This is a genomic window from Antarctobacter jejuensis (assembly GCF_052266595.1).
Classification (GTDB): Bacteria; Pseudomonadota; Alphaproteobacteria; order Rhodobacterales; family Rhodobacteraceae; genus Antarctobacter; species Antarctobacter jejuensis.
On record NZ_JBQQXJ010000001.1, the window covers coordinates 477682 to 503739 of the forward strand.

The window sequence follows — 26058 nt, forward strand, 5'->3', positions numbered from 1 at the left end:
TTCTGCATTCCCCCTAAGCTGTCCACGCGTGGACACAGCCCAGGGAGCCACTCCGTCAGGCCGACCGATGCTCCGCATTGTCCTGCTTCAGCCGGGTGATGAAGGCCACCGAAATATGGTCCCTCAGGGCGCTATAGGCCGCCTCTTCATCGCGGGTCGAAATCGCATCCACAATCGCCTTGTGCTCGGCCAGCGCGATCTCTCCCCGCCCCTCCGCCGCCAGCGACGTCGTCGCCATCAAGGCCATCGAGCGATAGACCAGATCCAGCTGCTGCACGAGGTAGCGATTGTGCGAGGCAAGGTGGATCATCCGATGAAACCGCCGGTTCGCCCGTGCCATCGCCGGCGGATCCTTCAGCAGCGCGCGATCCTCCTCGATCATGTCATACAGGACGCGCACCTCCTCTTCGGTGGCGTGCCGCGCCGCCAGCCGCGCCGCCAGCCCCTCCAGCTCGGACCGCACCGCATACAGCTCGGCCATCTGGTTGTGATCCAAAGAGGCCACGATCAGCGACCGCCCGTCCCGCGCCAAAAGCGACTGCGTCTCCAGCCGCTGCAACGCCTCCCGGATCGGCGTGCGCGAAACGCCAAAGCGGTCCGCCAGCTCGCTCTCGACCAGCCGGTCGCCCGGACGATAGACCCCCTGGTCGATTGCCTCGAGGATCATCGTATAGGCATCTTTCTGCACCGGCTTCACCTGGGCCATCCGCCCCTCCCTTGCGTCCATCGCGCAACGATAGACGCTGGACTGTTGCAGGATCAAGCCGCAGCAATTGCCGCAGCCCCGCAGGCGGCCTAGCTAGGGCACATGACACGCAACAGCCTCGCCGACAATTTCGCCCACGTGCGCACCTGGGTCTTTGACCTGGACAACACGCTGTATTCTCCGGCCGTCCGCCTCTTCGACCAGATCGAAGTCAAGATGACCGACTACGTGATGCGTGCCACAGGCGCCCCCCGGACAGAGGCAGAGCACCTGCGCAAGAGGTATTGGGCGGACTACGGCACCACGCTTGCGGGCCTGATGACCCACCACCACGTCGACCCGGAACACTACCTCGAAGAGGTGCATGACATCTCCTTCGACGCGCTGACCCCGGACCCGCACCTGGCCGAGCTGATCGCGGAACTGCCCGGCCGCCGCATCGTCTACACCAACGGCAGCGCGCCCTACGCCGCGCAGGTCCTGCGCGCCCGCGGTCTGGCGCCGGCCTTTGACGCCGTCTACGGCGTGGAACATGCGGATTACACACCGAAACCCCGGGCCGAGGCCTTTGAACGGGTCTTTGCCCGCGACGGCGTCACCCCCAATTCCGCCGCGATGTTCGAGGACGACCCGCGCAATCTCGCCGCCCCCCATGCCATGGGCATGCGCACGGTTCACGTGGCGCCCGAACCTGCCCCCGCCCCGCATATCCACCATCACACCGACGACCTGACCGGCTTTCTGCGCGCCTTGCGTTGACCTGCCGGACAGGCGTCCCGGCGCAATTGCTTCACAAAAGATCCATCCGGCATGCGTCAATTCGCAGGTTTTCGCTGCGTCGCAGCATGCTATTTCCTCCCGCAGATAAACAGGAGATATGACGATGTCCGCACCCGAAGCCACTGCCGCCACCCAGTTGCCCAAAGCAGGACTGTCCGACGAAAAGCTGGCCTATCTGATCGCCGTCCTGCTGGTCGTATTCGGCGCGGCAATGACCGTGCTGTTCGGCCTGCCGGGTCTTGCCATGACTGCCCTGGCCTTGGTGCCGGTGATGTACGTGGTGCTGATCCTGATTTCGGTCGGAAAGTAAGCCGCATGGTCCCCGCCCCGTTTGCGCCCTAGATAGGCGTGAAAGGAGCAGGCCATGGACTATGACATCATCATTTCGGGCGGCGGCATCGCCGGTCTGACCGCAACCGCCGCCTTTGCCTCTGCCGGGTTCCGGACGCTCTGCGTAGATCCCGCCCCGCCGGTGACCGAACGCAACGTCGAAGGCGCCGACCTGCGCACCACCGCCTTTCTGCAACCGGCGCAGGCCTTTCTCGAAGAGATCGGCATCTGGCCGCGGCTGGCCGCACACGCGATGCCACTGCAGGTCATGCGCATCGTGGACGCGGGCGGACCGGTTGCCGAACCCCGCGTGATCAAGGATTTCGAGGCCGAGGACATCTCGGACACGCCCTTTGGCTGGAACCTGCCCAACTGGTTGCTGAGGCGCGAAATGGCGGCGCGGCTGGGTGAACTGGACAAGGCTGAGTTTCGCCCCGGCACCGGCACAACCGCGCTTTTCACCCGCGAGGGCGAAGCCCGCGTTTCCCTGAGCGATGGCACGCGCGCCAGATGCCGCCTGCTGATCGCCGCCGATGGGCGTGCCTCTCCCATGCGACAGGCGGCGGGCATCGGTGTCCGCACCACCCGGTTCGGTCAAAAGGCGTTGGCCTTCGCCGTGACCCACCCGATCCCGCATTGCAATGTATCGACCGAGGTCCATCGCACCGGCGGCCCCTTTACCCTTGTACCACTGCCGGACCTCGATGGCCGCCCCTGCTCGGCCATTGTCTGGATGGAAGACGGGCCCCGGGCGCAACGCCTGTTCTCGCTGGACGAGGCGGAGTTCGAACAGGAAATGTCCGAGCGCTCCTGTCACCTCTTCGGCCCGCTGAAACTCGCCTCGCGCAGGACGATCTGGCCGATCATCGCACAAGAAGCAGAGCGGCTCAGCGCGCAACGTATGGCACTGGTGGCCGAGGCCGCCCATGTCGTCCCGCCCATCGGTGCGCAGGGTCTGAACATGAGCCTGAAGGATATCTCGGTCTTGCGCGACCTTGCCCTGGCCCGACCAGAAGGTCTGGGCGACAGGCAGATGCTGGATGCCTACCACGGCGCCCGCATCGGCGACATTCGCGCCCGGGTGGCCGGAATCACCGCCCTGAACCGCATTTCGCAGATTTCGGCGGAACCGCTGCGCGATATCCGGGCGAAAGGGCTGGATGCCCTCTACAGCCTGAAGCCGGTGCGCAAATCTCTGATGCAATTGGGCCTGGGTGCCGGCGGCTAGACCGGAGGGGGGGGCTCTGCCCCCTCTGTCGCGCCACGGCAGGGGGTCGCTCTTTCGCCCGGCCCTGATGGCGGGTGCGCGCCCCACTTTCTTTGGGTTCTCAAATACTCTCGGGGGAGTCGACCGCAGGGAGATGGGGGCAGAGCCCCCATCCCCGCTTTGCCTTAAAGCACCTGGTCGACCACCCCGCGCAGACGGGCCACCGTGCCTTCGACGTCATAGAGCTTGTCCAAACCGAAAAGCCCGATGCGGAACGTGGAAAACTCTGGCGGCTCGTCGCATTGCAGCGGCACGCCGGCGGCGATCTGCATGCCTTTGGCGGCAAAGGCCTTGCCGGTCTTGATCTCCGGATCGCCCGTGTAGCAGACCACCACACCCGGCGCGCCGTAGCCCTCGGCGGCGACGGATTTCACGCCCTTCTCGGCAAACATGGCGCGCACGGCATTGCCCAGCGTCCATTGCGCCTCCTTGAGTTTGCCAAATCCGTAGTCGCGGGTTTCCAGCATGGTGTCGCGGAAGGCGCGCAGCCCGTCGGTGGGCATGGTGGCGTGATAGGCGTGGCCGCCATCCTCATAGGCTTTCATGATCTGGTGCCACTTTTTCAGATCGACCGCGAAGCTGTCCGAGGTGGTCTCTTCCATGCGCGCCACTGCGCGCTCGGACATCATCACCAGACCGGCACAAGGCGTGGCGGACCAGCCCTTTTGCGGGGCAGAGATCAGAACGTCGACGCCCAGCGCCTTCATGTCGACCCAGATGCAGCCCGAGGCGATGCAGTCCAGCACCATCAGGGCGCCCGCCTCATGCGCCGCCTTGGCCATGCGCGCAATGTAGTCATCCGGCAGGATCACCCCTGCAGAGGTTTCCACATGCGGGGCAAAGACCACGTCCGGTTTGACCTCGGCGATCTTGGCTTCGACCTCTTCGATCGGGGCCGGGGCAAAGGGTGCGTCCAGCGCGTTGCCCGTGCGCCGCGCCTTCATCACCGTGGTTTCGCCAGCAAAGCCGCCCGCATCAAAGATCTGCGACCAGCGGAAGGAAAACCAGCCGTTGCGCACCACCAGCACGTCCGCGCCACGCCCGAACTGCCGCGCCACCGCCTCCATGCCATAGGTGCCGCCGCCGGGGACCAGCGCCACGGCATCGGCGTTGTAGACCTCTTTCAGCATGCCGGAGATGTCGCGCATCACCTGCTGAAAGGCGGCGCTCATGTGGTTCAGCGAACGGTCGGTGAAGACGACCGAGAATTCTTCCAGACCCGTCGGGTCGATATCGTCGCGCAAGGCCATGTCGGATCCTCCATGTTTCCCCCGTTGCTAGCCCGTCGCGCGCGCGGCGGAAAGCCCGACCGCACCTGCCGGGCACAAAAAAAGGCGGCGCAAGATGCGCCGCCCGGGGTGTCTGAAGATCCGGCAGGGGATCAGTAGGTGCCGGTCAGCGCCTGTTTGCCTGCGCTGGTGACAGAGATCGCATCCCCTGCACGGGTAAAGGTAAAGTGGTAGCCCGGGGCGCCCGGCAGGCCATAGGTGACCGTCTGGCCATCCTGCAGGTCCATCACGAGTCGCGCGGGTTCCTTGTTCTTGGGGCCGGTGACATAGGAGGCGACGACGCGATAGTCGCCCGCTTCCTCGACCAGATAGACATTCATATCGACCGCACCCTCGCGCAGGCTTGCGCCGGATTGGGTTGTGGTCACGGTGACGTCGTCGGCTAGGGCGGCGCCAGAGGTCGCGGCAATCAGGGCCGCGGCAAGGATCGGTTTCATCTTAGTCCTCTTGGCATTCAACATTCAGCGCGGGTGGAGTACCCAACCCGCTTTTCACTGACTGCCCAAATATGGTGCAATAACGGGACGCCACCATGGCCAAATATGCATAGCCGCCATGAGTTGCCTGCCATGCTGCTGGCAGGTCCCTGCCGATCCTCTGCCTACCCCAGCGGGCCGGGCCGCCGTTCTTCGCTGAGCAGCACGTTGGCATCAAGGTTGCCGACCCCCGGCAGGGTCATGATGCGTCGCCGCAGCACGCGCTCAAAGTCCGACAGGTCCCGCGCGACCACCCGCAGGCGATAGTCATAGGCTCCCAGAACGTGCTCCACGGTCTGCACCTCGGGGATCGCTGAAACCGCGCGTTCGAAATCCTCCAGGCTGACGCGGCCCTTTGTGGCCAGCTTGACCCCCAGAAAAACCGTCACGCCAAATCCCAGCGCCGCGGCGTCCAGATCCAGCCGCGCGCCACGAAAGACCCCCGCCTCGCGCAGCCGCTTGATGCGCCGCCAGCATGCTGGCTGGGACAGGCCCAACTGTCGCCCCAGCGCCCCGGCCGAGGCCCCCGCATCCTGAGCCAGCGCGCGCACCAGTGCGCGATCCGTATCGTCAAGGTCGATCACAGCGGCAGCGCCTCCTGTTCCTTGACCCGCGCCACGTGCATCAGCGCCTCGATGTCGGAGATATGAGGCAGGGTCAGCAGGTCTTGGCGATAAAGCTGTTGGTAATGCGCCATGTCGCGCGCGATGACCGAGAGGCGCACATCCACCTGCCCCAGAAAGGTCTGGATCTCCAGCACCTCTGGCACCTCGCGCGCCGCGGCGATGAATTCGTCGAAGGCGCGGCTCTGGGTCTTGTCCAGCGTCACGCGCAGTGACACCTCGACCTCATAGCCCAGCATGCGCCAGTCGATCACACCGCGCACGCCCTTCAGCACGCCCGAGGCGCGCAGCCGTTCCAGCCGCCGCGCAAGGGTGGAGGCCGTGACCCCGGCCCGATCGGCCAGCGCGCCGCCGGGCATCTCCGGCTCTGCCATCATGTGGCGCAGAATGCGCCGATCCGTATCGTCCAGCATGGTTTCCCCACACATTCGCCATTGTGCGAATGAATTTTTCCCTTATTGGGAAAAACGGCCGAAAAACGCAACCACTCTCACGCCGCAGGGCGTAGGTTGCCCGCCAGAACAACAAGACCAAGGAAGGAGCGCCACCATGCGCGTTTACTATGATCGCGATTGCGATGTGAACCTGATCAAGGACAAGAAAGTCGCCATCCTGGGCTACGGCAGCCAGGGCCACGCCCACGCGCTGAACCTGCGCGACAGCGGTGCCAAGAACGTCGCCGTCGCCCTGCGCGAAGGCTCTGCCTCGGCCAAGAAATGCGAAGCCGAAGGCCTGCAGGTCATGGGCATCTCCGAAGCGGCGGCCTGGTGTGATGTGATCATGTTCACCATGCCCGACGAACTTCAGGCGGACACCTACAAGAAATACGTGCACGATCACCTGCGTGAAGGCTCTGCCATTGCCTTTGCCCACGGCCTGAACGTCCACTTCGGCCTGATCGAGCCCAAGCCCGGCGTCGACGTCATCATGATGGCGCCCAAGGGCCCCGGCCACACCGTGCGCGGCGAATACACCAAGGGCGGCGGCGTGCCCTGCCTCGTGGCCGTTCACAACGATGCCACCGGCAAGGCGCTGGAAATCGGCCTGTCCTACTGCTCGGCCATCGGCGGCGGCCGTTCGGGCATCATCGAAACCAACTTCCGCGAAGAGTGCGAAACCGACCTCTTCGGCGAACAGGCGGTTCTGTGTGGCGGTCTGGTCGAACTGATCCGCATGGGCTTCGAAACCCTGGTCGAGGCCGGCTACGAGCCGGAAATGGCCTATTTCGAATGCCTGCACGAGGTGAAGCTGATCGTGGACCTGATCTACGAAGGCGGCATCGCCAACATGAACTACTCGATCTCGAACACCGCCGAGTACGGCGAGTACGTGTCCGGCCCGCGCATCCTGCCCTACGACGAGACCAAGGCGCGGATGAAGGCGGTTCTGACCGACATCCAGACCGGCAAGTTCGTGCGTGACTTCATGCTGGAAAACGCCGTTGGCCAGCCGTCGTTCAAAGCGACGCGCAAGATCAACGACGAACACCAGATCGAAGCGACCGGCGAAAAGCTGCGCGGCATGATGCCGTGGATCTCCGCCGGCAAGATGGTCGACAAGTCGAAGAACTGAGGCGGTCCGGCGGGCGCAGGCCCGCCGCCCCACTCTGCAAAACGCCCCCTTTGCGGGGCGTTTTTTTGTGCGGTCGCCCCCTGTCCGGTCGGACCCATCGTCGGTCAGGCGACCGTGTCATGCGACGGTTTCATCGACGCAGGCAACCGTGAGGGACGTGTCACCGGCCGGCCAGCGGACACTTTCGGTCCATGCCCAAACCCGTCACAAAACCGGATTTCTTCCCCCGCCCGCAAATGTGGTAAGATCCGGCTACGCCATCCGAAATGCCACATTTGCGGGCACGGGCTGGTAATTCGTATCTCCGCCGATGGAGCGGTTTCTATTTTTTCTGAGCAGCCTTGGCGCGCCTGGTTTCGGATCAATTTCATTGAATCGAAAGGACAATTCCAATGGCTGACTTCACTTTCACCGGGTTCTCGACCACGGCGCAGACCCTTGTGGGCAATGAAACAGGAATCCTGACCGATCAGGATGCGAACCTTGTTGTCAACGGTGACGCCGTATCTTCGACGGTCGGAACCAACTATCTGTACGTGAACGGGTCCATCGTCGCGCACACAAATTCAACCGCCAATGCCGTTGATCACACCGGCGCCAGTTTCTACGCCTTCGTCGGGCCAACCGGCACGGTCTCCTCTCTGGAAGACGACACCTTTGACATCCGGGGAACCAGCACCTTCCTGCTGATTAACGATGGCACCATCTTGTCCTATGAGGATGCCATCGATTCACGTGTGACTGACGGCAACGGGATCAACCGCCTCGTCAACAGCGGCAAGATCATTGCCCAGTCCGATGCTGTGGTGTTCGACGGAGGCAGTGCGGCCCAGTATATCTCGAACTCCGGCACGATACAGGGCGGCGACTATGGGATCTGGTCCAACTGGCGAAGTACCGCCTCGACAGGAACGACCTTCCTGAGCAACACCGGGACCATCTCGGGGCAGAGTGGCTCATATACCACCAATGTCGGCGCCGGTGCTGACAACATCTTCAACTCCGGCATCATGGAGGGTGACATTACCACCGGAACGGGTGCCGATCGCTATGAAGGGCCCGGAGTGTTACGCGGAACCCTGTTCGCCGGTGCCGGCAATGACACGGCCGCGGGCGGCGACGCCACGGATGTGTTCAGGGGCGGCAACGACAACGACCTTCTGGTCGGCCGTGGCGGTGACGACAGCCTGAACGGCGACAGCGGGCTGGACACGATCCTTGGCGGGCAAGGCAACGATGAAATCGACGGCGGCAATGACAATGACACCCTGAATGGCAATTCGGGCGACGACACCATTCTGGGCGGATCCGGCAATGACATTCTTGTTGGTCAGGACGGCAGCGACGTTCTGGAGGGCGGCAACAACGATGACACGATGGACGGCGGCAATGGCGACGACATCCTCGAAGGCGGCAGCGGGAATGACATCCTGCGCGGCCGCGCGGGCGAAGATGATCTTGCCGGGGGTCTGGGGCGTGATTATCTGACCGGCGGGCAAGATGCAGACAACTTCGTCTTTCGCGCATTGGCCGAAACCGTGGTTGGCGCCAACCGTGACCAGATCCTCGATTTCGAACAGGGCGTTGACCTGATCGTCGTGGCGGGTCTGTCGCCGGGTGTGTTCGAGTTCCGCGGCACCGCCGCCTTCGCGCCCTCGGGCAACTCCGAGTTGCGGCTGATTGAGACGGCCACCGGCTCGACCATCGTTCAATTGGACGCCAATGGTGACGGCACGGCCGACGCCGAGATCCGGGTGGGCGGCGTCACCGGCCTGACGGCGGATGATTTCGTGCTGTAACCTCCCTGCCCCGTGACCACCTGCGTCACGGGGCAAATCACAACTATTGACCGACAAAATCTATTAATGAAAAGTTAACCCGCGCGGACAACGCAGGCAAAGAATGTCTGCATCAACAGATTTTCGAACCAATTACATCACAAGGAAACCAATAAAATGGCTGACTTTTTACGCACCAGCGTCACAACCATTGCCCAGACACTGAACGGCAGCGAGTCTGGACTGATCACCCGTCTTGGCGGAATTTACTCGGATACCACGGCGGCGGTCACCGCCACCTCCGGCACCAACTGGCTGACCAATGACGGCTATATCTACACCTATAACAGCGGCAATGCGGCCATCAACGCCGATGGCGGCGTGTTCGAACTGCTGAACGGCCCGGACGGCGTAATCAGCGCCGAAAACCCCTCCTCCGGCACCATCGACATGAACTTGTCCACACTGGGTCAGATCGTCAATCACGGGACCATCTATTCGTCGAACGGCAATGCAATCGACTTCCTCGACTCTGATGGCGGTGCCAATTTCCAGCTGACCAACTCGGGCAGCATCACGTCTCAGGATAACAACACGGTCGATGTAGATACGGGCACCGGCTATATGTACATCTCGAACTCTGGCGAAATCGTCGGCGAAGGCAACGCCCTCACCCTGGCAAACGACGTATCCGACACGTCAAACCATGTCCTCATAAACTCTGGCAAGATCACAAGCTTGGCGTCTACCGCAGTCCTCTTCAACTTTGGTGACCCTGGCGGTGCACAGATCAGCAATTCCGGCACAATCAGCGGCTGGGTTGGCGCTCTTTCTACCAGCCGTGCCACCGACGTGCGGCTCAACAACTCTGGCCTGATCGAACACAACGGCACAATTGGCCAGGCCATTAATTTCGAAGGCGGGAATGACCTGATCCGGAACTCCGGTACGATCCTGGGGGATAGCCGTCTCGGGGCGGGCACCGACACATATGAGGCCAGCGGCGGTCTGGCCATCGGCACGGTCTTTGGCGAGTCTGGCAATGACACCTTGTCCGGTGGCGATGCGGCCGACATTCTGGACGGTGGCGGCGACGACGACAAACTGGTCGGGCGCGGCGGCGACGACGTGCTGGACGGCGGCACCGGCAATGACTTTATCCTTGGCGGCTCCGGCAATGACGACATCGACGGCGGCACCAACAACGACACGATGAATGGCAATGCTGGCGACGACACGATCTATGGCGATCTCGGCAACGACATCCTTGTCGGTCAGGACGGCAGCGACTTTCTGGATGGCGGCGGCAACGACGACACCCTCGACGGCGGCAACGGCGACGACATCCTAGAAGGTGGTGACGGCAACGACATCTTGCGCGGTCGCGCCGGTGAGGATGATCTGGCCGGTGGTCTGGGGCGTGATTTCCTGACTGGGGGCGAAGGTGTCGATAACTTTGTCTTCCGCAGCACTGCGGATGCTGGGATTGGTGCCAACCGTGACCAGATCCTTGATTTTGAACAGGGCGTCGACGTTATCATTGTCGCGGGCCTGTCGCCGGGCGTGTTTGAGTTCAAAGGCACAGCCGCCTTTGCCCCGTCCGGCAACCCCGAACTGCGCCTGAACGAAACCGCCACCGGATCCACCATCGTACAGATCGACAACAACGGCGACGGCACCATCGACGCAGAGATCCGCGTTGGCGGCGTCACCGGCCTGACGGCGGATGATTTCGTGCTCTAAGACACATTCCGCCCGGTAAATCGGTTAAAACTTGCCATAAAACGGCGAAAAAGGCACATTTACCGGGCGAAACCTGTTGCGTGGTTAGGTGCTAGGCAAACAAATTTATAAAATACCTCTGGACGGCACTAAGGCCGCCAGTCCCTTTCGATCATTTTCGCTTTTTTTTCAGGAGTTACAAATGGCCAGCTTTACCCTTACCGGTTTTTCATCCGCCGCCCGCACGCTGACAGCTGCGGAATTCGGGATCGTCACCAAAGACGCGGAACTTGTCGTCACTACCGGTGACGCGATCACCGCAGATGGGTCGCATTTCCTGACGCTGAACGGCACGGTTCTGGCGCACAGCTCCAGTTCGTACAACGCGCTCGATTTTGACGGCGACAGCGTCAATCTCTTTATCGGGCCGGACGGCTTTGTCTCGGCGGCAAATGGCGACACACTGAGCATCAATGCCACAGGCGCCGTGCGTATCCAGAACGCCGGCACACTCATGTCCGGTGAGGACGCGGTGGATGTGCGTGATACCGACGGTGCGATTAACGTCAGCATGAGCAACTCTGGCACGATCATCGGCGAATCCGACGGCGTAAATCTGGACGGCGGCACTGCCTCCATATCCCTTGTCAATACTGGCACGATCATGGGGCAAGAGGGCTACGGCGTCTACATGAACTGGCAGAGCGGATCGACCGGTGCCACGCTGCTGCGCAACACCGGCACGATCACCGGCGACAACGGCAGCTTTAACGCCTCTGCCGGGACAGGTGTGAACACCATCATCAACGACGGTGTAATGAACGGCAACATCTATCTGGACAACGGAAACGATGTCTATCAGGGCGGCGGCGGCAGGGTGTCGGGCACCGTCTATGGCGACGAAGACAATGACCTGCTGGCCGGTGGCGCCTTTTCCGACAATTTCGACGGCGGGTCAGGTGACGACACGCTGCTGGGGCGCGGCGGCGACGATATTCTGGACGGCAGCAGCGGCAATGATTTCATCCTTGGCGGGGACGGCAACGATGAGATCGAAGGTGGGTCGAACGACGATACGCTGAACGCCAATTCCGGAGACGACACAATCCTTGGTCAGGGCGGGAACGACATCCTTGTCGGTCAGGATGGGTCGGACTACCTCGAAGGCGGGCCGGAAAATGACACCATGGATGGCGGAAACGGCGATGACACGCTGGAAGGCGGCGACGACAACGACATCCTGCGGGGCCGCGCCGGTGAGGATGAACTGGCCGGTGGTCTGGGCCGCGATTACTTGACAGGCGGTCAGGGTGCCGACAGCTTTGTCTTCCGCAGCACTGCGGATGCTGGGATTGGTGCCAACCGTGACCAGATCCTTGATTTTGAACAGGGCGTCGACGTTATCATTGTCGCAGGCCTGTCGCCGGGCGTGTTCGAATTCCGCGGCACAGCCGCCTTTGCCCCGTCCGGCAACCCCGAACTGCGCCTGAACGAAACCGCCACCGGATCGACCATCGTTCAGATCGACAACAACGGCGACGGCGTGATCGACGCAGAGATCCGTGTCGGCGGTGTCACCGGGCTGACGGCGGATGATTTCGTGCTGTAACCGCCCCTGCCCTCTGCGCCGCTGTTGAGCGGCGGTTTGGGCCGGATCCCTGGCCAGCGACGCCGCCGCAAAGGCTCACCCGCTGTCAGGAGAGGGAATGCACAAAGGGCACCGAAGGCGGTGCCCTTTTTCGTCACTCCAAGTCAGGTCTTGGACAGGACGGATATCGTGGGCCGGGCTGCGGGGCGCACCGCACGCCGGTGCAAGACAAGGTTAACCGCCCTGCGGCAAAACCCTTGGCGGTCGACCTCTGGCGTTTTCCCAAACGCCTATGAAACCCGGATCAGCGCCCCTCCCTCGGGGTCCGTTCGATCTGCGCAGAACGGGGCGGAAACGCCCCCATCGGGCCGGGATTGGCACCCCGGCGCAGGCGATCCTTTTTCCGGTGGCCGCCGGTTTAATCATTCCCCACTCGGGGCATATCCCGAAAACGAAAACCGCCCCGGACCGTCAGGACCGGGGCGGCAAAAGGCGTGGCTATTGGCGCGCTTACCAGCAGCTGACCAGCACGGTCATCTCGGCGGCCTGCGCGGTCAGATCCTCGGGCGCAAGCGGCGTCACCCCCCCGCGCGACACCGGCTGAATGCCGTTGTTGCGCAGGAATTCGAGGATCAGATCGCCATCGGCGGCAAAGCTCACCTGCTCCGGCAGCACACGTCCGCCCTGCGCGTCCTTGGGCAAGAGCAGGCCCAGAACGGTGCCGCCCGTGTCGAAGACCGGACCACCCACATCGCCCGGCATCGCCGACAGCGCCAGCCGCTTGACCCGCTCCTCACCGGCCAGACCGCGCAGGTCTTCCAGCGTGCCAAAGGTCAGCGTCGGCGCGGTCAGAATCCCACCAAAGGAGAAACCGGCCACCGCAACCTCGGACTGCAGGCGAATGTCACCGTTGCGGAACTGCGCCACACGCGACGGGGCCAGACGGTCCACCGGGGTCAGCACCGCGATACCAAGATCCGGATCGGAGGCCAGAAGGCGCATGTCATGCACGCCGTTCAGCGTGATCCGCTCACAGCTGTCCACCAGCGCCGAAGAGGTCACGACCGTACCCTGCGCCTCGACGAAAAAGCCCGAAGCGCTGGCCTTCGCCTTCCGCACCTTCAGCCCCGAGACAAGATCCACGGACTGGCCGTCATCGGTGACCAGCGCCGGGTCAAGCACCCCGTCGATACGGGCATAGCTGTCCTGCATCCGCTTGAGCACACGGCTGCGGCGTTCCTCATCGCCTGCGGGCCAGACAAGGCCAAAGCCCTTGATCTCTCCGCCGCGCAGGCCGACCTCGAAATGGGTCACGATCCGGTCGTTCTCACCGGTCAGCAGGAACCCCTGCCCGTCCCGCTGGCGCTCGCCCTCGACCGGAACAATCTCCAGCGTCTGCATGATTTCATACAGCCCGTTCAGCGCGGCGCGGTCGCCCGGCTGGCTGACCATAAGGACGCGCGCGGGGATGTCGGTCGACGGCTTGAACAGCGCAAAGGGCGCCTCGTAGCGGTCAAAAGCCACCACGCCCAGCGGCACTTCCATCTCGATGCCGGCATTGCTGTCGCGCACCATCTGCAGGTCCATGCCGTCCAGCACCGCATTGTACTGGCGCAGCAATTCCGCCCGCTGCCCGGTGGTCAAAACACCGGTCGGGTCAAATTCATTGGCCTCCTGCCAGCGCGACATGGAGGCCCGCGTGCCGGGACCAAAGGCGCCGTCGATGCCGCCATCGTAGAAACCGGCCCATTTCAGCGCGATCTGCAGCATGTCCCGTTCCGCACGGGTCAGACGGGCCTCGGATTGGCGCGCCTCCTGCACGGTTTCTTCGGGGATGACAGGCTGCGCCGGGGCGGCCACCACCTGCGGATCAGGCTGCGGATCGGGCGTCGGGACAACCTGCGGCTCGGGTGCGGCCGGCTGCGGCGCGGGATCGGGGGCAACCGACACCAGCGGCGCCGTGCCGCGCTGTACGCCCACCGGCCAGAACTGCTGACCAAAGGCGCGGTCCACCTCGATATAGCTGTCCGCCGGGATGCGCCGCGCCTGCAACAGCTCCGTAAGCCGCCGCTGCGCATCGCCGCGCCGGTATGGGCCCAGCGCGATTCCGTACCATCCGCCCCCCAGCGAAAATCCATTCACGTCATCCAGCTGACCGGCGTACTCCCGCGCGCTGGTCTGCGCACTGACCAGAGAAGTTCGTGCCTCAAGCTGAATATAGACGACATCATCGCCTGCCGCCGCATCCTGGGCCAGAACGGCCCGGGTGGTCATCACCACCGCGACGAAGACTGCAATGAGCTTTTGTATCATGGGTATATCTGACCCTCTGCCCTTGAAAACTGCACCTTATCCACCGACCGAGTCTTAGCAGAGAACCGGGGACATGCACGCCAAAAAGCCCGTGATCGGCGGTGCGCCCCCGCCGCCTATCAGATTGACCGCAGCCCCGCGCCGCCCTAATCAGGCGCCAATCGAAGGAGAGGAGCCGGGACATGGCCGAGACCCTGCAAAAACCGCGCAGCTTTCAGGAAATCATCCTGCGGCTGCAGACCTATTGGGCAACCAAGGGCTGCGCGATTCTCCAGCCCTACGACATGGAAGTGGGCGCCGGCACCTTTCACCCGGCCACGACCCTGCGCGCGCTCGGCTCCAAACCCTGGGCCGCGGCCTATGTGCAACCTTCGCGCCGCCCCACGGACGGGCGATATGGTGAGAACCCCAACCGCCTGCAGCACTATTACCAGTACCAGGTGCTGATCAAACCCAGCCCGCCGGACCTGCAGGCGCTCTACCTTGGCAGCCTCGAGGCAATCGGCATCGACATGGCCCTGCATGATGTGCGCTTTGTCGAGGACGACTGGGAAAGCCCGACACTGGGCGCCTGGGGTCTGGGATGGGAAGTGTGGTGCGACGGCATGGAAGTGTCGCAGTTCACCTATTTCCAGCAGGTCGGCGGCCACGACTGCCACCCGGTCTCGGGTGAGCTGACCTATGGTCTGGAACGTCTGGCCATGTACGTGCTGGGCATCGACCACGTGATGGACATGCCCTTCAACGATCCCGACAGCCCGCAGCCGCTGCTCTATGGTGACGTCTTCCGCCAGACCGAAGAGGAATATTCGCGCTGGAACTTCGACGTGGCCGACACAGAGGTCCTCTTGCGTCACTTTGAGGAGGCAGAGGCCGAAGCGGCCCGCATCCTCGCCGAACCGCATCAGGATCCCAAGACCGGCAAACGCATCGTCATGGCGCACCCCGCCTATGACCAGACCATCAAGGCCAGCCATATCTTCAACCTGCTGGACGCGCGCGGCGTGATTTCGGTGACCGAACGGCAGGCCTACATCGGCCGCGTGCGGACCCTGGCAAAGATGTGCGCCGACGCCTTCGTGCAGACAGAGGCCGGGGGATACGCCGCGTGAGCATCACCCCCCGCCCCCGGCCAGAGGACCGGAAAGACGGTCCCCTCCATCGCGGGGCACGGGTCTGCCTCCGAGGCTTCACACACTCTGACAAGACGCGGCGACACGGGCCTTTCGTCTCGATGAACCGCTGCCAAGAGGCCGCTGAATGACCGGAAAAATCATTGCCATCGGCATCGTCCTGATCGCCCTGATCTTCGGCGCGGTCGTCTATTACAGCCAAGTCTACCATTTCTACGAAGAGATCACCGCAACCGGCACCGATGACGTGATGCTGACCACGCTGGACGGGGACCGCGCCGCGATCCCCTATTCCGACTTTCGCGGCATCGACGCCGACAGCTCCCCGATCCGCTACCGCGCCTGTTTCACCACCACGCTGTCCCCGGCAGAGGCCGCAGAGCGCTTTGAACGCTACGAGGGCGCAGAGCCGCGCAACGCGCCCGGCTGGTTCGACTGTTTCGACGCAGAGACCATCGGTGACCTGATCGACGCCGGGCAGGCACAGGTCTTCACCGCAGAGCGCAACCTTGAATTCGGCATCGACCGGGTTGTTGCCATTGCCGATGACGGACGCGGATTTGTCTGGCACGAAATCAACGAATGCGGTGACAAGGCCTATGACGGCACGCCGCTGGGCGACGACTGCCCCCCTCGTCCCTGACGCAAACCGGCACAGCTGACACAAATCAGCGGGAACCCGCGGCCCGCTCGCGCGCTGTCTTGGCACAGAACAGGAGCGCGCAGATGTCCGACACAGCCCCCGCGTGGGTCACCCCCGTCATGCGCGCCGGCTATGGTGCCCGCGCCGCCACCTACCTGATCGTCGGCGCTCTGGCCTGTCTGGCGGCCTGGACGGGCGGTGCCGCGCAGGGCACAACCGACGCGCTCGCCGATCTCAAGGGACATCTCTGGGGCCTTGCAGCGCTCTGGGCGATCGCGCTGGGGCTCTTTGCCTATACGCTCTGGCGTCTTGTGGACGCCTGGATGGATCTCGATGACTACGGCCACGGGATCAAAGGCGTGATCGCACGCGCAGGCCTCGTGACCACCGGCCTGATCCACGGCGCCCTTGGCCTCTCGGCAGCCTCGCTCGCCCTTGGCGGCGCGCAGGGCCAGGGCGGCGCACAGAGCCTGACCCAGAAACTGATGACCCTGCCCCAAGGCCCGCTGATCGTTGGTCTCATCGGCCTCGCCACCCTCGGCGCGGGCGCCTATTACATCTGGAAAGGCGTGGCGGAGAAATACAAGGACCACATCCGCGTCACCCCCATGACCGAACGGCTCGATCCGATCCTCAAGGCGGGCTGCCTCGCCGAGGGCGTGATGATCGGCATCATCGGCCTGCTGATCCTCTTTGCCGCCCTGACCACGGATGCCAGCGAGGCGGGCGGCGTCGGCGAAGCGCTGCAACAGATCCGCGCCGTCACCTTCGGGCGCATCCTGCTGGGCGTCATCGGGCTGGGCCTGATCGGCTTTGCGGTCGAAAACCTGGTCGAGGCGATCTACCGCGTGATCCCACGCTGCGCCGGGCCGGATGTCATGACCTTCGCCCGCCGCGCCCGGCAAAAGGCCCGGGATAAACTCCGCGCCGCCACCGCCTGAGCCCGCCCCCCTTCTTTGGGTTTAAAAATACCTCGGGGAGCGCGAGGGGCTGGCCCCTCGCTGCCGTCCTCGCCAACCGCTGGACCCTCTGCCGTCGCTTAACCGCTTGCCGCCAAGCCTAGGGACGGGTACTCACCCGACGACCCCGCGCAGACGCGGATCTTCAGACTTCTGCTGGTGACACGATGCCCGACCTCCTGATCGAACTTTTCTCCGAGGAAATCCCCGCACGGATGCAGGCCAAGGCCGCCGAGGACCTGAAAAAGCTGATGACCGACGGTCTGGTCGAGGCCGGTCTGACCTATGCCGGGGCCGAAGGGTTTTCGACGCCGCGCCGCCTTGCGCTGACGGTGCATGGCCTGACAGCCGAAAGCCCCACCCTGCGCGAGGAACGCCGCGGTCCCAAGGTGGGCGCGCCGGACAAGGCGCTGGAGGGCTTCATGCGTGGCGCGGGCGTGACCCGCGACCAATTGGAAGAGCGCGCCGAAAAGAAGGGCAGCTTCTACTACGCAACCGTCACCACCCCGGGCCGCCCGGCGGCCGAGATCGTGGGTGAGGTGCTGGAAAAGACCGTGCGCGGTTTCCCATGGCCGAAATCCATGCGTTGGGGCGCAGGCACCCTGCGCTGGGTGCGTCCCCTGCACCGCATCCTCTGTGTCATGAGCGATGAACACGGCGACAGCGTGGTCGATCTGGACATCGACGGCATCAAGGCGGGCCAGACCACCGAAGGCCACCGCTTCATGGGCGACGGCGCTTTCGAGGTGACCAGCTTCGAGGATTACGCAACCCGGCTGAAACGCAACAAGGTTGTGCTTTCCGCCGAAGAGCGTGCCGAAACCATCTGGCATGACGCCACCAACATGGCCTTTGCTCAGGGGCTGGAGGTGGTCGAGGACAAGGGCCTCCTGCAAGAGGTCGCGGGGCTGGTGGAATGGCCCGTGGTGCTGATGGGCGAAATCGGCGAGGCTTTCCTGAACCTGCCGCCCGAGGTGCTGCAGACTTCGATGAAGGAACACCAGAAGTTCTTTTCGGTGAAGAACCCCGCCACCGGCCGGATCGAGAAATTCGTCACCGTCGCCAATATCGAAACCAAGGACCACGGCGCGACCATCCTTGCCGGCAACCAGAAGGTGCTGGCCGCCCGGCTGTCGGATGCCAAGTTCTTCTGGGAAAACGATTTGCGCGTGGCCAAGTCCAAGGGCCTGTCGTCCTGGACCGAACGGCTGGGCAACGTGACCTTCCACAACAAGCTGGGCTCGCAGCGCGACCGCATCGCCCGCATCACCGCTCTGGCGCGCGAAGTCGCGCCCATGGTCGGCGCGGATGCCGGTCTGGCGGCACAGGCCGCCGATGTGGCCAAGGCCGACCTGTCGTCGGAAATGGTCTATGAATTCCCCGAACTTCAGGGCCTCATGGGGCGCTATTACGCCGAGGCCGCCGGTCTGGACGCCGCCGTCGCCGCCGCCTGTCAGGATCATTACGCGCCGCTTGGCCCCTCGGACGATGTGCCGACCGCGCCGGTGTCGGTCTCCGTTGCACTGTCGGACAAGCTGGACACGCTGACCGGCTTCTGGGCGATCGACGAAAAGCCCACCGGATCGAAAGACCCCTATGCCCTGCGCCGTGCGGCCCTTGGGGTGATCCGGCTTGTGCTGACCAACGAGTTGCGCCTGCATCTGGACCGGCTGATCGACGCGCAATTGCTGCGCCACAAGATCGAAACCAACGGCGATGACGACGAGGACGAGTTGCGCGACGAATTGCTGGCCAATATCGCACAGCACGGCGTTTTCGGCTCTACCGTGCGCGAATTGCTCGACCATCTGAAAAAGAAACCCGCATGGATCGAACAGGTCGAGGCGCATACCCCCGACACCAGCGACGACCTCTTGGGCTTCATCCATGACCGGCTGAAGGTGCACCTGCGCGGCGAAGGCCTGCGCCATGACGTGATCGACGCCTGCCTTGCCATGCCGGGCAAGGACGACCTGACGCTGCTGGTCAAACGCGCCCATGCGCTGTCTGACCTGCTGAAGACCGATGACGGCGAGAACCTTCTGCAGGGCTTCAAGCGCGCCAACAACATCCTGACGCAGGCCGAGGAAAAGGACGGCGTCGAATACAGCTATGGCGCGGATGTGAAATTCGCCGAAACCGACGAAGAGCGCGCGCTGTTTGCCGCCCTCGACGCGGCCGAGGCCACAATCGCCCCCGCCATGACGGGTGAGGATTTCACCGCCGCCATGGAGGCCATGGCCGGTCTGCGCGCCCCTATCGACGCGTTTTTCGAGGCGGTGCAGGTCAATGCCGAGAACACCGTGGTGCGCCGCAACCGGTTGAACCTGCTGTCGCGTATCCGGCACACCTGTCTGCAGGTGGCGGACCTGACCCGCATAGAGGCCTGAGGTCCCGCCCCTTGGCGGGCCGGGGATTGGCGTATTTTCAAAGAGAAGAAGCCATAGGGAGCGCTACATTCCGAAACGGGGGAAAATCCTGATCGGCATGGCGCTTGGCGCGCTTTGGGGGCTGGGCGTGATCTGGCTTGGCCCGCTGTGGAAGGACGTCGGACTGGGTCTTGCGCTGGCGGTGGCGGGCTTTTGCGCCGGGCTGCCGATGCTCCTGATGATCGGGCGGCTGGCGCAGCGGCGGTTCTTTGATGATGCGGCGATCGACGGCGGGCCGCTGAGCGGCGGCGCCCGGATCGACGCGCGCGTGCTGGCCAATACGGTGGAGCAGATCCTGCTGGCCGCCTGCATCTGGCCGCTGGCCGGGCCGGTTCTGGGCGGCGGGACGGTGCTGACGCTGGGTGCCGGGTTTGGTGTGGCGCGGCTGGCCGTCTGGATCGGCTACCATCTTGCCCCGCCCTTGCGCGGGTTCGGCTTTGCGGCGACATTCTATCCCACCGTCTTCGCAGCGTTTCTGACGCTGTGGGAGGCGGTGCAGATATTGTGAGGCGCTGACGCATGTTGGAACTGGATCATATCGCCGTCGCAGGTGAAACGCTGGCCGAGGCCACCGCCTGGACCGAAGCGCAGCTTGGCCTGTCGCTGCTGCCCGGCGGGCGTCACGCGCGTTATGGCACGCACAACCGGCTGCTGGGCATGGCGCCCTACTACATCGAGGCCATTGCCATCGATCCCGAGGCCCCCGCCCCGCCGGATGCGCGCTGGTTCGGGCTGGACTATTTTCGCGGGCCTGCGAGGCTGGACAAGTGGATTTGCCGGGTCGCGGACATTGACGCGGCCATCGCGGCGCTGCCCATGGCCGGGCGGCGGGTGGATCTGGAACGCGACGGGCTGCGCTGGTCCATGGCGGTGCCGCCTGATGGGCGGCTGCCCTTTGACGGGCTGTTCCCGGCGCTGATCCAGTGGCATGTGGCGCGCCCGCCCGGCGACAGCCTGCCCCCCTCGGGCATCGCGCTGGACCGGCTGAGCGTGGCTCACCCCGAGGCCGCGGCCCTGCAGGCGCTTCTGGCGCCGCTGTTGACCGGTGCCCCGGTGGACTTCGTCAGCGCGGCCCGCCCTGGCCTGAGCGCCGCGCTGACCGGCCCTTCGGGCCCGCTGACCCTGCGCTGATCCGCCGAAACCCTTCGCAGATGCAGAAAAATCTCCCAATCGCCCCTGACAGTCACGCCGCATCCGCCTAGAATAGCCCCCATGTCGATCTGGACCCGCATCACCCAGGCCCTGCAGGCCCTGCGCTCGGGCGAAGGCCTTGCCGAGGTTTTCGCCAAACTGCGCACGCCGCCCGAACGCAGCGTCGGCTTCACCATCGCGGTGATCGCGCTGTCGGCCAAGATGGCCAAGGCGGACGGCCATGTGACCCGCGACGAGGTGACCGCCTTTCGCGAGGTGTTTCAGATCCCGCGCGAGGACGAGGCCGGCGCGGCGCGCGTCTTCAACCTTGCCCGGCAGGACGTGGCGGGGTTCGAGGATTACGCCCGCCGCATCGCGGGCATGTTCGGCGAAAGCTCTGGCACGCTGTGCGACCTGATGGAGGGGCTGTTTCACATCGCACTGGCCGATGGCACCTATCACCCGGCCGAGGATGCCTTTCTGGCCCGCGTGGCAGAGATCTTCGGCATGGACGAACAGCGGTTTCGCGCCCTGCGCAGCCGCTTTGTCCCCGATGCGGCACCCGATCCCTACAGCGTGCTGGGCGTCACCCCCGACATGCCGCTGGAGGATATCCGCAAGCAGTGGCGCCGGCTGGTGCGTGACAGCCACCCGGATGTGATGATCGCCCGCGGCGTCCCGGCAGAGGCGGTCAAGATCGCCGAGCGGCGCATGATCGACATCAACCGCGCCTGGGAGGAAATCTCGGCGCGCGAACCCGCCTGACCCCCGCGATGCGCCTTGCCACCTACAATGTCGAATGGTTCGACAGCCTGTTCGACGACAAGGGCCGCCCGCTGATCGACAACAAGCTGGGCGGTCGTTTCGAGGTGACGCGCGGCGCACAGCTGGAGGCGCTGAGCTACGTGTTTCGCCGCATCGACGCAGATGCGGTGATGATCATCGAAGCGCCCGACACCAACCGCCGCCGCTCCACCACCCGGGCGCTGACCGCCTTTGCCGAGGCGGCGGGACTGCGCACCCGCGCGGTGGCCACCGGCTTTGCCAATGACACCCAGCAGGAAATCGCGCTGCTGTTCGACCCGGACGAAATGCAGGTCCGCCATGACCCGCAAGGCGCCAAGGACGCGCCGCGCTTTGACTCCACCTTCCAGATCGACCTCGACATCGACAACCGCGCCGATACGGTGAGCTTCTCCAAACCGCCGCTGGAACTCCTTGTCGACACCGCCTCCGGCTCGCGGTTCCGGATGATTGGCGCGCATCTGAAATCCAAGGCCCCGCATGGCGCGCGCGGGCATGACGCGATCATGAAACTGGCCATCGCCAACCGCCGCAAGCAACTGGCGCAGGCGATCTGGCTGCGCCGCCGCGTCGCCGCCCATCTGGAGGCGGGTGAGGATGTGGTCGTCATGGGCGATCTCAACGACGGCCCCGGCCTCGACGCCTATGAGGGCCTGTTCGGCCGCAGCTCGGTCGAGATCTTGCTGGGCGCGGGTGAGGAAATCGCCAGACAGCTCTACGATCCGCACGCGACAGAGGCGCTTGAATTCAGGCTGGGCGCACATCCCAGCACCGCCCGCTTCCTGATCCACGACGAAGGCCGCTACCTGCAGGCCATGCTGGACTACCTGATGATTTCCGCCGGCCTGCGCGTCCGCGACCCGGCCTGGCGCATCTGGCATCCCTTCGATGACGCCGAATGCTGGCGGGACGAGGCGCTGCGCGACGCCCTGCTGGACGCCTCGGACCACTTCCCGGTCACGCTGGACATCGACCTCTGACCGCCGCGCGCCGCCTGTTTCTTTGGGCTTTCAAATACCCTCGGGGGTGAATTGGCCGCAGGCCAAGAGGGGGCAGCGCCCCCAGCTCTGCCGAAATCCGCCCCACCGGGTGCCCGGAAACGGGTGTCCGGCATCGGCAATCAGCTCCGCCCCCCCCCCGACAACAATAGCGGCACGACCCCCTGACAGAACCAATTTTCGGTCCCCCCCGAAACCGAAACCCCATCACCTCTTGATCCGTCAGTTCCCGGTTTCAAGAATGAGACCGGACACCTCTTCTGATCTCTCGAAGTCCGGGTCCAGGATCAGGACCGCCTCCAGGTGCATCCGCCCGGCCATGTCGTCACCCTGCTCCAGCAGGATCTTGCCAAGAAAATACCGGAGCCACACGTCATCGGGGTCAATCCGGATTGCGCTCGACAGCCGGGCCAGTGCCTCTTCCGTCTGCCCCGCATGGGCAAGCGCCATGGCATGTGTGCCGAAAACCGCCGCGTTGTTTGGCAGGCGTTCCAGGGCATAGGTCGCAAAGGACAGCGCCTCCTCCCGGTTTCCGCCGGATTTGATCAGCGCCATCGCAAGGTTGTTCGACGCCACGATATTTCCGGGATCGCGCCGGACGGCTTTCCGGTATCGGCTTAGGGCCGTGTCGACATCCCCCATCTTCTCGTCGATGAACGCACGGGCCACCAGAACTGGCGCGGTCTGGCTGTCTTCATCGATCGCATCGATCGAGGCCGCCGCCTCCTCCAGCAACCCCAGACGCAACTGCGCGTCGCTCAAGGCGATCCGTATCGCGTCATGGCCGGACGTGGCGCGTTCCAATGCGCGTTTGTACCACCACCGCGCGCCAATCTGATCGCCGATCTTCGAATGGAGACTGGCAAGACGCAACTCCGCCAGGGGCTGCGCGGGGTCCGCGGTTTCAGCCCTTTCAAAGCTGACAAGCGCCTGTTCGATCCGGCCTTCGTTGAACTGATGTGCGCCAAGGAAATCCCAGGTCATCGCGTGGTCTGGCGCGAATAGCGTTGCCGACAGATAGGCCTGCCGCGCCTTGTCCTGCTCACCCTTGAACTCGTAGAACCTGCCGAGGTTCAATTGCGGCACGAACAGCTTCGGCGCCAACTCGGCGGCCTTCTGATAGGCCCGTTCAGCCGTGGTTTCGTCGCGGTTGCGCATCGCCTGTTCGGCGAGGATGAGTTGGAAATAGGGGTTCTCGGAATGCGCTTTTCGCGCGGCCTCAAGTTGCTCTCGCGCCTCCTCAGTATCGCCCTTGCGCTGCAGCAGGAACACGCGCTGCACATCCCTCATGACCTCGGAGGGGGCGTAGATCGGGTTCAGCTGCGCCGCAGTATCCCATGCAGAAATGGCCTTTTCGGTCTCTTCAAGGTGGAAAAGAACCGTTCCCAGCGTGTGCCACGCCTCGGCATCCTTGGGATATTCCGCGACGATGGCGGAATAGCGTTTCTGCAGCGATTGAAGAGGCGTCTCCGGGGTCACGATCAGGTTTTGCGGCAGACCCGCAGGCGGGGCCGGAGACACCAAAAGATCGACGGTTGCGGCCTCGATTGCGCCGCCGATCATGAGCGCCAGCGAAAAGACAGACAATTTCAGGATACGTTTCAAACCATTCTCCGGGACTGAGGACGTTGATCGGGAATTGACGCAAAGCGCAGTTTCGCCTGCCACAAATCCCGGCCATCGTGCGACGGCCAGGATGCAGTTTTTCACCGTTTTTTTGGCGGCGTCAGGAGGTCTTCCTGTTGCGCCGACGTCCAATGCCGAACAGCATCAGGCCCCCGGCCCCCATCAGCCAGATACCGGCAGGCAGCGGAATCGGTGCCATCGGCTCAATGGTCGTCAGACGCAGATCCGACAGAACCGGTGTCGGAGATCCGACCGGCCCGGTCCGCGTGAGGGTCGCCCGCACCTGGGCATACCGCCCGAACAGGTTCAGGTCATCGACCTGAGAGAAGCTGGTCCAGGCCGCACCGGCAAGGTTTGCAAGGATGTCCGCCGTGCGAACCTCGACCACGATCCCCGTCCCGGTCGGGATGGTGCCCTCCGCTTCCTGGTTCCAGAAGATCTTGTCCCATTCCGTGCCCGCCAAGCCGGAGTCCAGCAAGGACAGCCAGGTTCCCGTCGGGTTCGTGGTACCTGAGACAACCGTGCCTGTCATATCGGAATAGTTGTAGGGATTGGCCCCGGCTCCCAGATCGACGGTCAGATCGACGGCATTGGTCGCCGGATCGATCCGCATCACGTTGCTGGAACTCAGGTTCGTGACCCAGACCTTACCGTTGCTGTCGACCGAAACCCCGGTGGGGAAGGCCCCGACAGAGATCTGCTGGATCACGTTGCCGTTGTTGTCCAAGCGCGTGACGGTATTCCGATTGCTGTTTGCGACCCAGATGTGGTCATCCGGCGTAACCGCCACACCCCGGCTCGCCGATCCCGATCCGGTGCCAAGCGCAAAGGTGCCGATGATGGCCCCCGAGGAGTCCAGCTTGGTTATGGTGCCGTTGTTGTAGTGGCTGTTCCAGATATTGCCCTGCGAATCCACGCCAAGCCCGTAGGACGGCCCGCCTGTCGCCACGAAGCCCAGGAAGGAACTGCCCGGGTCGGCGGCGTTTGTATCGTAGCGGGCGATGCGGGAATTCGACCAATCGGCGGACCACAGAATTCCGTTGCCGTCGATCAGCCCGCCGTAGCCGCCAGCGGCAACGGTGCTTGTGGTGCCGATCTGCGCTCCGGTATCGCCGTCGAGCTTCAGGTGTTGCCTGTTTCCAAGACCGCCCACCCAGACGTCATTGTTCGCGTCGATCGCAATCGTGCGGTTGTTGGTACTGTCCGTGCGCACATAGTGCAGGATGGCCGGATCGGTTGCGGTGGCGGTGCCGCCGCCGGTGTCCAACCCGCCTGCATTGGTCCATGCCCGCGCATCAAAGGTTCCGGCCGCGCCGGTTCCCGCGTTCCATACCCCTGTGGAGGTGCCCGGACCGGAGGCGCTCGCCGAAATCTTTGTCACCGAACCCTGAGGAAAGCCGGCGTTCCGGTTGCCGACCCAGACATCGCCGTTCTGGTCAACCGTCGTCCGGGACGGGTTCGCCGGTTGCCCGGACGGGGCGGTGTAGTACTCGCCCAGAACCGCAGCGTGGTTGTTGTTGCCAATCAGCCCGTCGTCGCCATCGTCGAAATCAGTGTTGATCCGGATGGCGGTGCCCCGCCCCGATGCCGCGACCCATATATGATCGAACTGGGTCGTGATCCCCGGATTCAACTGGATCTGATCGTCGGCCCCCGGAGGACCGCTGTTGGTACTGTTGTACGTCCCCAGATCCCAATCGGCGTCGTCCGTAAACTCAAAGCTTCCCGCATGGGCCATGCCCGCGGTGAGCGCGCATAGAGAACACGCTATCAACGTTCGTTTCATCTTCACGGGAATTCCCCCCAACCATTTCGTTTTAAATCCGCGAAAAAACGCGTGGATGGGGCCACCTCACCAGAAACCGTCGATCACAAAATAAGTTGTCGTGTC

General features: G+C 63.9%; 23 protein-coding genes. 15 read left to right on the plus strand and 8 right to left on the minus strand.

Annotation, left to right across the window (positions count from 1 at the left end; genetic code table 11):
* Positions 1-55: 55 nt before the first annotated feature.
* Positions 56-706: a GntR family transcriptional regulator gene (locus ACTXGA_RS02305; RefSeq protein WP_443391494.1), complete on the minus strand. Its 651-nt coding sequence runs from the start codon at positions 704-706 to the stop codon at positions 56-58.
* A gap of 102 nt (positions 707-808) precedes the next feature.
* On the opposite strand from ACTXGA_RS02305, the gene ACTXGA_RS02310 reads away from it, so the two are divergent.
* The 3 genes from ACTXGA_RS02310 (at position 809) to ACTXGA_RS02320 (ending at position 3044) form a co-directional block, all read left to right on the plus strand.
* On the plus strand, positions 809-1465 hold the full coding sequence (locus tag ACTXGA_RS02310) for a pyrimidine 5'-nucleotidase (RefSeq protein ID WP_443391495.1): 657 nt from the start codon (positions 809-811) through the stop codon (positions 1463-1465).
* Positions 1466-1589: 124 nt separating this feature from the next.
* Entirely contained in the window at positions 1590-1796 is a 207-nt protein-coding gene (locus ACTXGA_RS02315) for a hypothetical protein (protein WP_443391496.1), read from the plus strand.
* Between the two features lie 54 nt (positions 1797-1850).
* Positions 1851-3044 (plus strand): UbiH/UbiF family hydroxylase, encoded by a 1194-nt coding sequence (locus ACTXGA_RS02320; RefSeq protein WP_443391497.1) that lies wholly within the window; start codon positions 1851-1853, stop codon positions 3042-3044.
* Between the two features lie 164 nt (positions 3045-3208).
* Here ACTXGA_RS02320 and ACTXGA_RS02325 read toward each other — a convergent pair whose 3' ends face one another.
* The 4 genes from ACTXGA_RS02325 to ACTXGA_RS02340 all read right to left on the minus strand — a co-directional run bounded on the left by ACTXGA_RS02325 (position 3209) and on the right by ACTXGA_RS02340 (position 5884).
* On the minus strand, positions 3209-4333 hold the full coding sequence (locus ACTXGA_RS02325) for an aminotransferase class V-fold PLP-dependent enzyme (RefSeq protein WP_443391498.1): 1125 nt from the start codon (positions 4331-4333) through the stop codon (positions 3209-3211).
* A gap of 131 nt (positions 4334-4464) precedes the next feature.
* Positions 4465-4809 carry a hypothetical protein gene (locus tag ACTXGA_RS02330; protein ID WP_443391499.1) on the minus strand — a complete coding sequence of 115 codons (345 nt, stop codon included), beginning with the start codon at positions 4807-4809 and terminating at the stop codon, positions 4465-4467.
* A gap of 164 nt (positions 4810-4973) precedes the next feature.
* Positions 4974-5432 carry an Lrp/AsnC family transcriptional regulator gene (locus ACTXGA_RS02335; RefSeq protein WP_443391501.1) on the minus strand — a complete coding sequence of 153 codons (459 nt, stop codon included), beginning with the start codon at positions 5430-5432 and terminating at the stop codon, positions 4974-4976.
* Entirely contained in the window at positions 5429-5884 is a 456-nt protein-coding gene (locus ACTXGA_RS02340; protein ID WP_443391502.1) for an Lrp/AsnC family transcriptional regulator, read from the minus strand. Before ACTXGA_RS02340 ends, ACTXGA_RS02335 begins: the two co-directional genes overlap by 4 nt.
* Positions 5885-6020: 136 nt before the next feature.
* Between ACTXGA_RS02340 and ilvC the strand changes: the two genes are divergently transcribed.
* The 4 genes from ilvC to ACTXGA_RS02360 all read left to right on the plus strand — a co-directional run bounded on the left by ilvC (position 6021) and on the right by ACTXGA_RS02360 (position 12152).
* Positions 6021-7043, plus strand: a complete 1023-nt coding sequence (ilvC, locus tag ACTXGA_RS02345) for a ketol-acid reductoisomerase (RefSeq protein WP_443391503.1) — start codon at positions 6021-6023, stop codon at positions 7041-7043.
* Between the two features lie 392 nt (positions 7044-7435).
* Positions 7436-8842 (plus strand): calcium-binding protein, encoded by a 1407-nt coding sequence (locus tag ACTXGA_RS02350; RefSeq protein ID WP_443391504.1) that lies wholly within the window; start codon positions 7436-7438, stop codon positions 8840-8842.
* A gap of 156 nt (positions 8843-8998) precedes the next feature.
* Positions 8999-10564, plus strand: a complete 1566-nt coding sequence (locus tag ACTXGA_RS02355) for a calcium-binding protein (RefSeq protein WP_443391505.1) — start codon at positions 8999-9001, stop codon at positions 10562-10564.
* Between the two features lie 181 nt (positions 10565-10745).
* Positions 10746-12152, plus strand: a complete 1407-nt coding sequence (locus tag ACTXGA_RS02360; protein WP_443391506.1) for a calcium-binding protein — start codon at positions 10746-10748, stop codon at positions 12150-12152.
* A gap of 489 nt (positions 12153-12641) precedes the next feature.
* On the opposite strand, the gene ACTXGA_RS02365 is transcribed toward ACTXGA_RS02360, so the two are convergent.
* Complete coding sequence (locus ACTXGA_RS02365; RefSeq protein ID WP_443391508.1) at positions 12642-14444, minus strand: serine protease; 1803 nt, start codon at positions 14442-14444, stop codon at positions 12642-12644.
* Between the two features lie 182 nt (positions 14445-14626).
* Here ACTXGA_RS02365 and ACTXGA_RS02370 point away from each other — a divergent pair, with 182 nt between their 5' ends.
* The 8 genes from ACTXGA_RS02370 to ACTXGA_RS02405 all read left to right on the plus strand — a co-directional run bounded on the left by ACTXGA_RS02370 (position 14627) and on the right by ACTXGA_RS02405 (position 22523).
* Positions 14627-15556: a glycine--tRNA ligase subunit alpha gene (locus ACTXGA_RS02370; protein WP_443391509.1), complete on the plus strand. Its 930-nt coding sequence runs from the start codon at positions 14627-14629 to the stop codon at positions 15554-15556.
* A gap of 148 nt (positions 15557-15704) precedes the next feature.
* Complete coding sequence (locus ACTXGA_RS02375) at positions 15705-16220, plus strand: DUF6446 family protein (protein WP_443391511.1); 516 nt, start codon at positions 15705-15707, stop codon at positions 16218-16220.
* 83 nt (positions 16221-16303) lie between these two features.
* Positions 16304-17161, plus strand: a complete 858-nt coding sequence (locus tag ACTXGA_RS02380; RefSeq protein ID WP_443391512.1) for a DUF1206 domain-containing protein — start codon at positions 16304-16306, stop codon at positions 17159-17161.
* A gap of 185 nt (positions 17162-17346) precedes the next feature.
* Positions 17347-19569: a glycine--tRNA ligase subunit beta gene (gene glyS / locus ACTXGA_RS02385; protein WP_443391513.1), complete on the plus strand. Its 2223-nt coding sequence runs from the start codon at positions 17347-17349 to the stop codon at positions 19567-19569.
* A gap of 97 nt (positions 19570-19666) precedes the next feature.
* Entirely contained in the window at positions 19667-20116 is a 450-nt protein-coding gene (locus tag ACTXGA_RS02390) for an MAPEG family protein (protein ID WP_443391514.1), read from the plus strand.
* 11 nt (positions 20117-20127) lie between these two features.
* On the plus strand, positions 20128-20739 hold the full coding sequence (locus ACTXGA_RS02395; RefSeq protein WP_443391515.1) for a VOC family protein: 612 nt from the start codon (positions 20128-20130) through the stop codon (positions 20737-20739).
* A gap of 81 nt (positions 20740-20820) precedes the next feature.
* The gene (locus ACTXGA_RS02400) at positions 20821-21504 is read left to right on the plus strand and encodes a TerB family tellurite resistance protein (RefSeq protein ID WP_443391516.1); all 684 of its coding nucleotides are present in this window, start codon (positions 20821-20823) and stop codon (positions 21502-21504) included.
* An 8-nt stretch (positions 21505-21512) separates the two neighbouring features.
* Positions 21513-22523 (plus strand): endonuclease/exonuclease/phosphatase family protein, encoded by a 1011-nt coding sequence (locus tag ACTXGA_RS02405; protein ID WP_443391517.1) that lies wholly within the window; start codon positions 21513-21515, stop codon positions 22521-22523.
* A 240-nt stretch (positions 22524-22763) separates the two neighbouring features.
* On the opposite strand, the gene ACTXGA_RS02410 is transcribed toward ACTXGA_RS02405, so the two are convergent.
* Positions 22764-24146 (minus strand): tetratricopeptide repeat protein, encoded by a 1383-nt coding sequence (locus ACTXGA_RS02410; protein WP_443391518.1) that lies wholly within the window; start codon positions 24144-24146, stop codon positions 22764-22766.
* 121 nt (positions 24147-24267) lie between these two features.
* Positions 24268-25905, minus strand: coding sequence for a hypothetical protein (locus ACTXGA_RS02415; RefSeq protein ID WP_443391519.1), 1638 nt, complete (start codon positions 25903-25905; stop codon positions 24268-24270).
* Between the last annotated feature and the right edge of the window lie 153 nt (positions 25906-26058).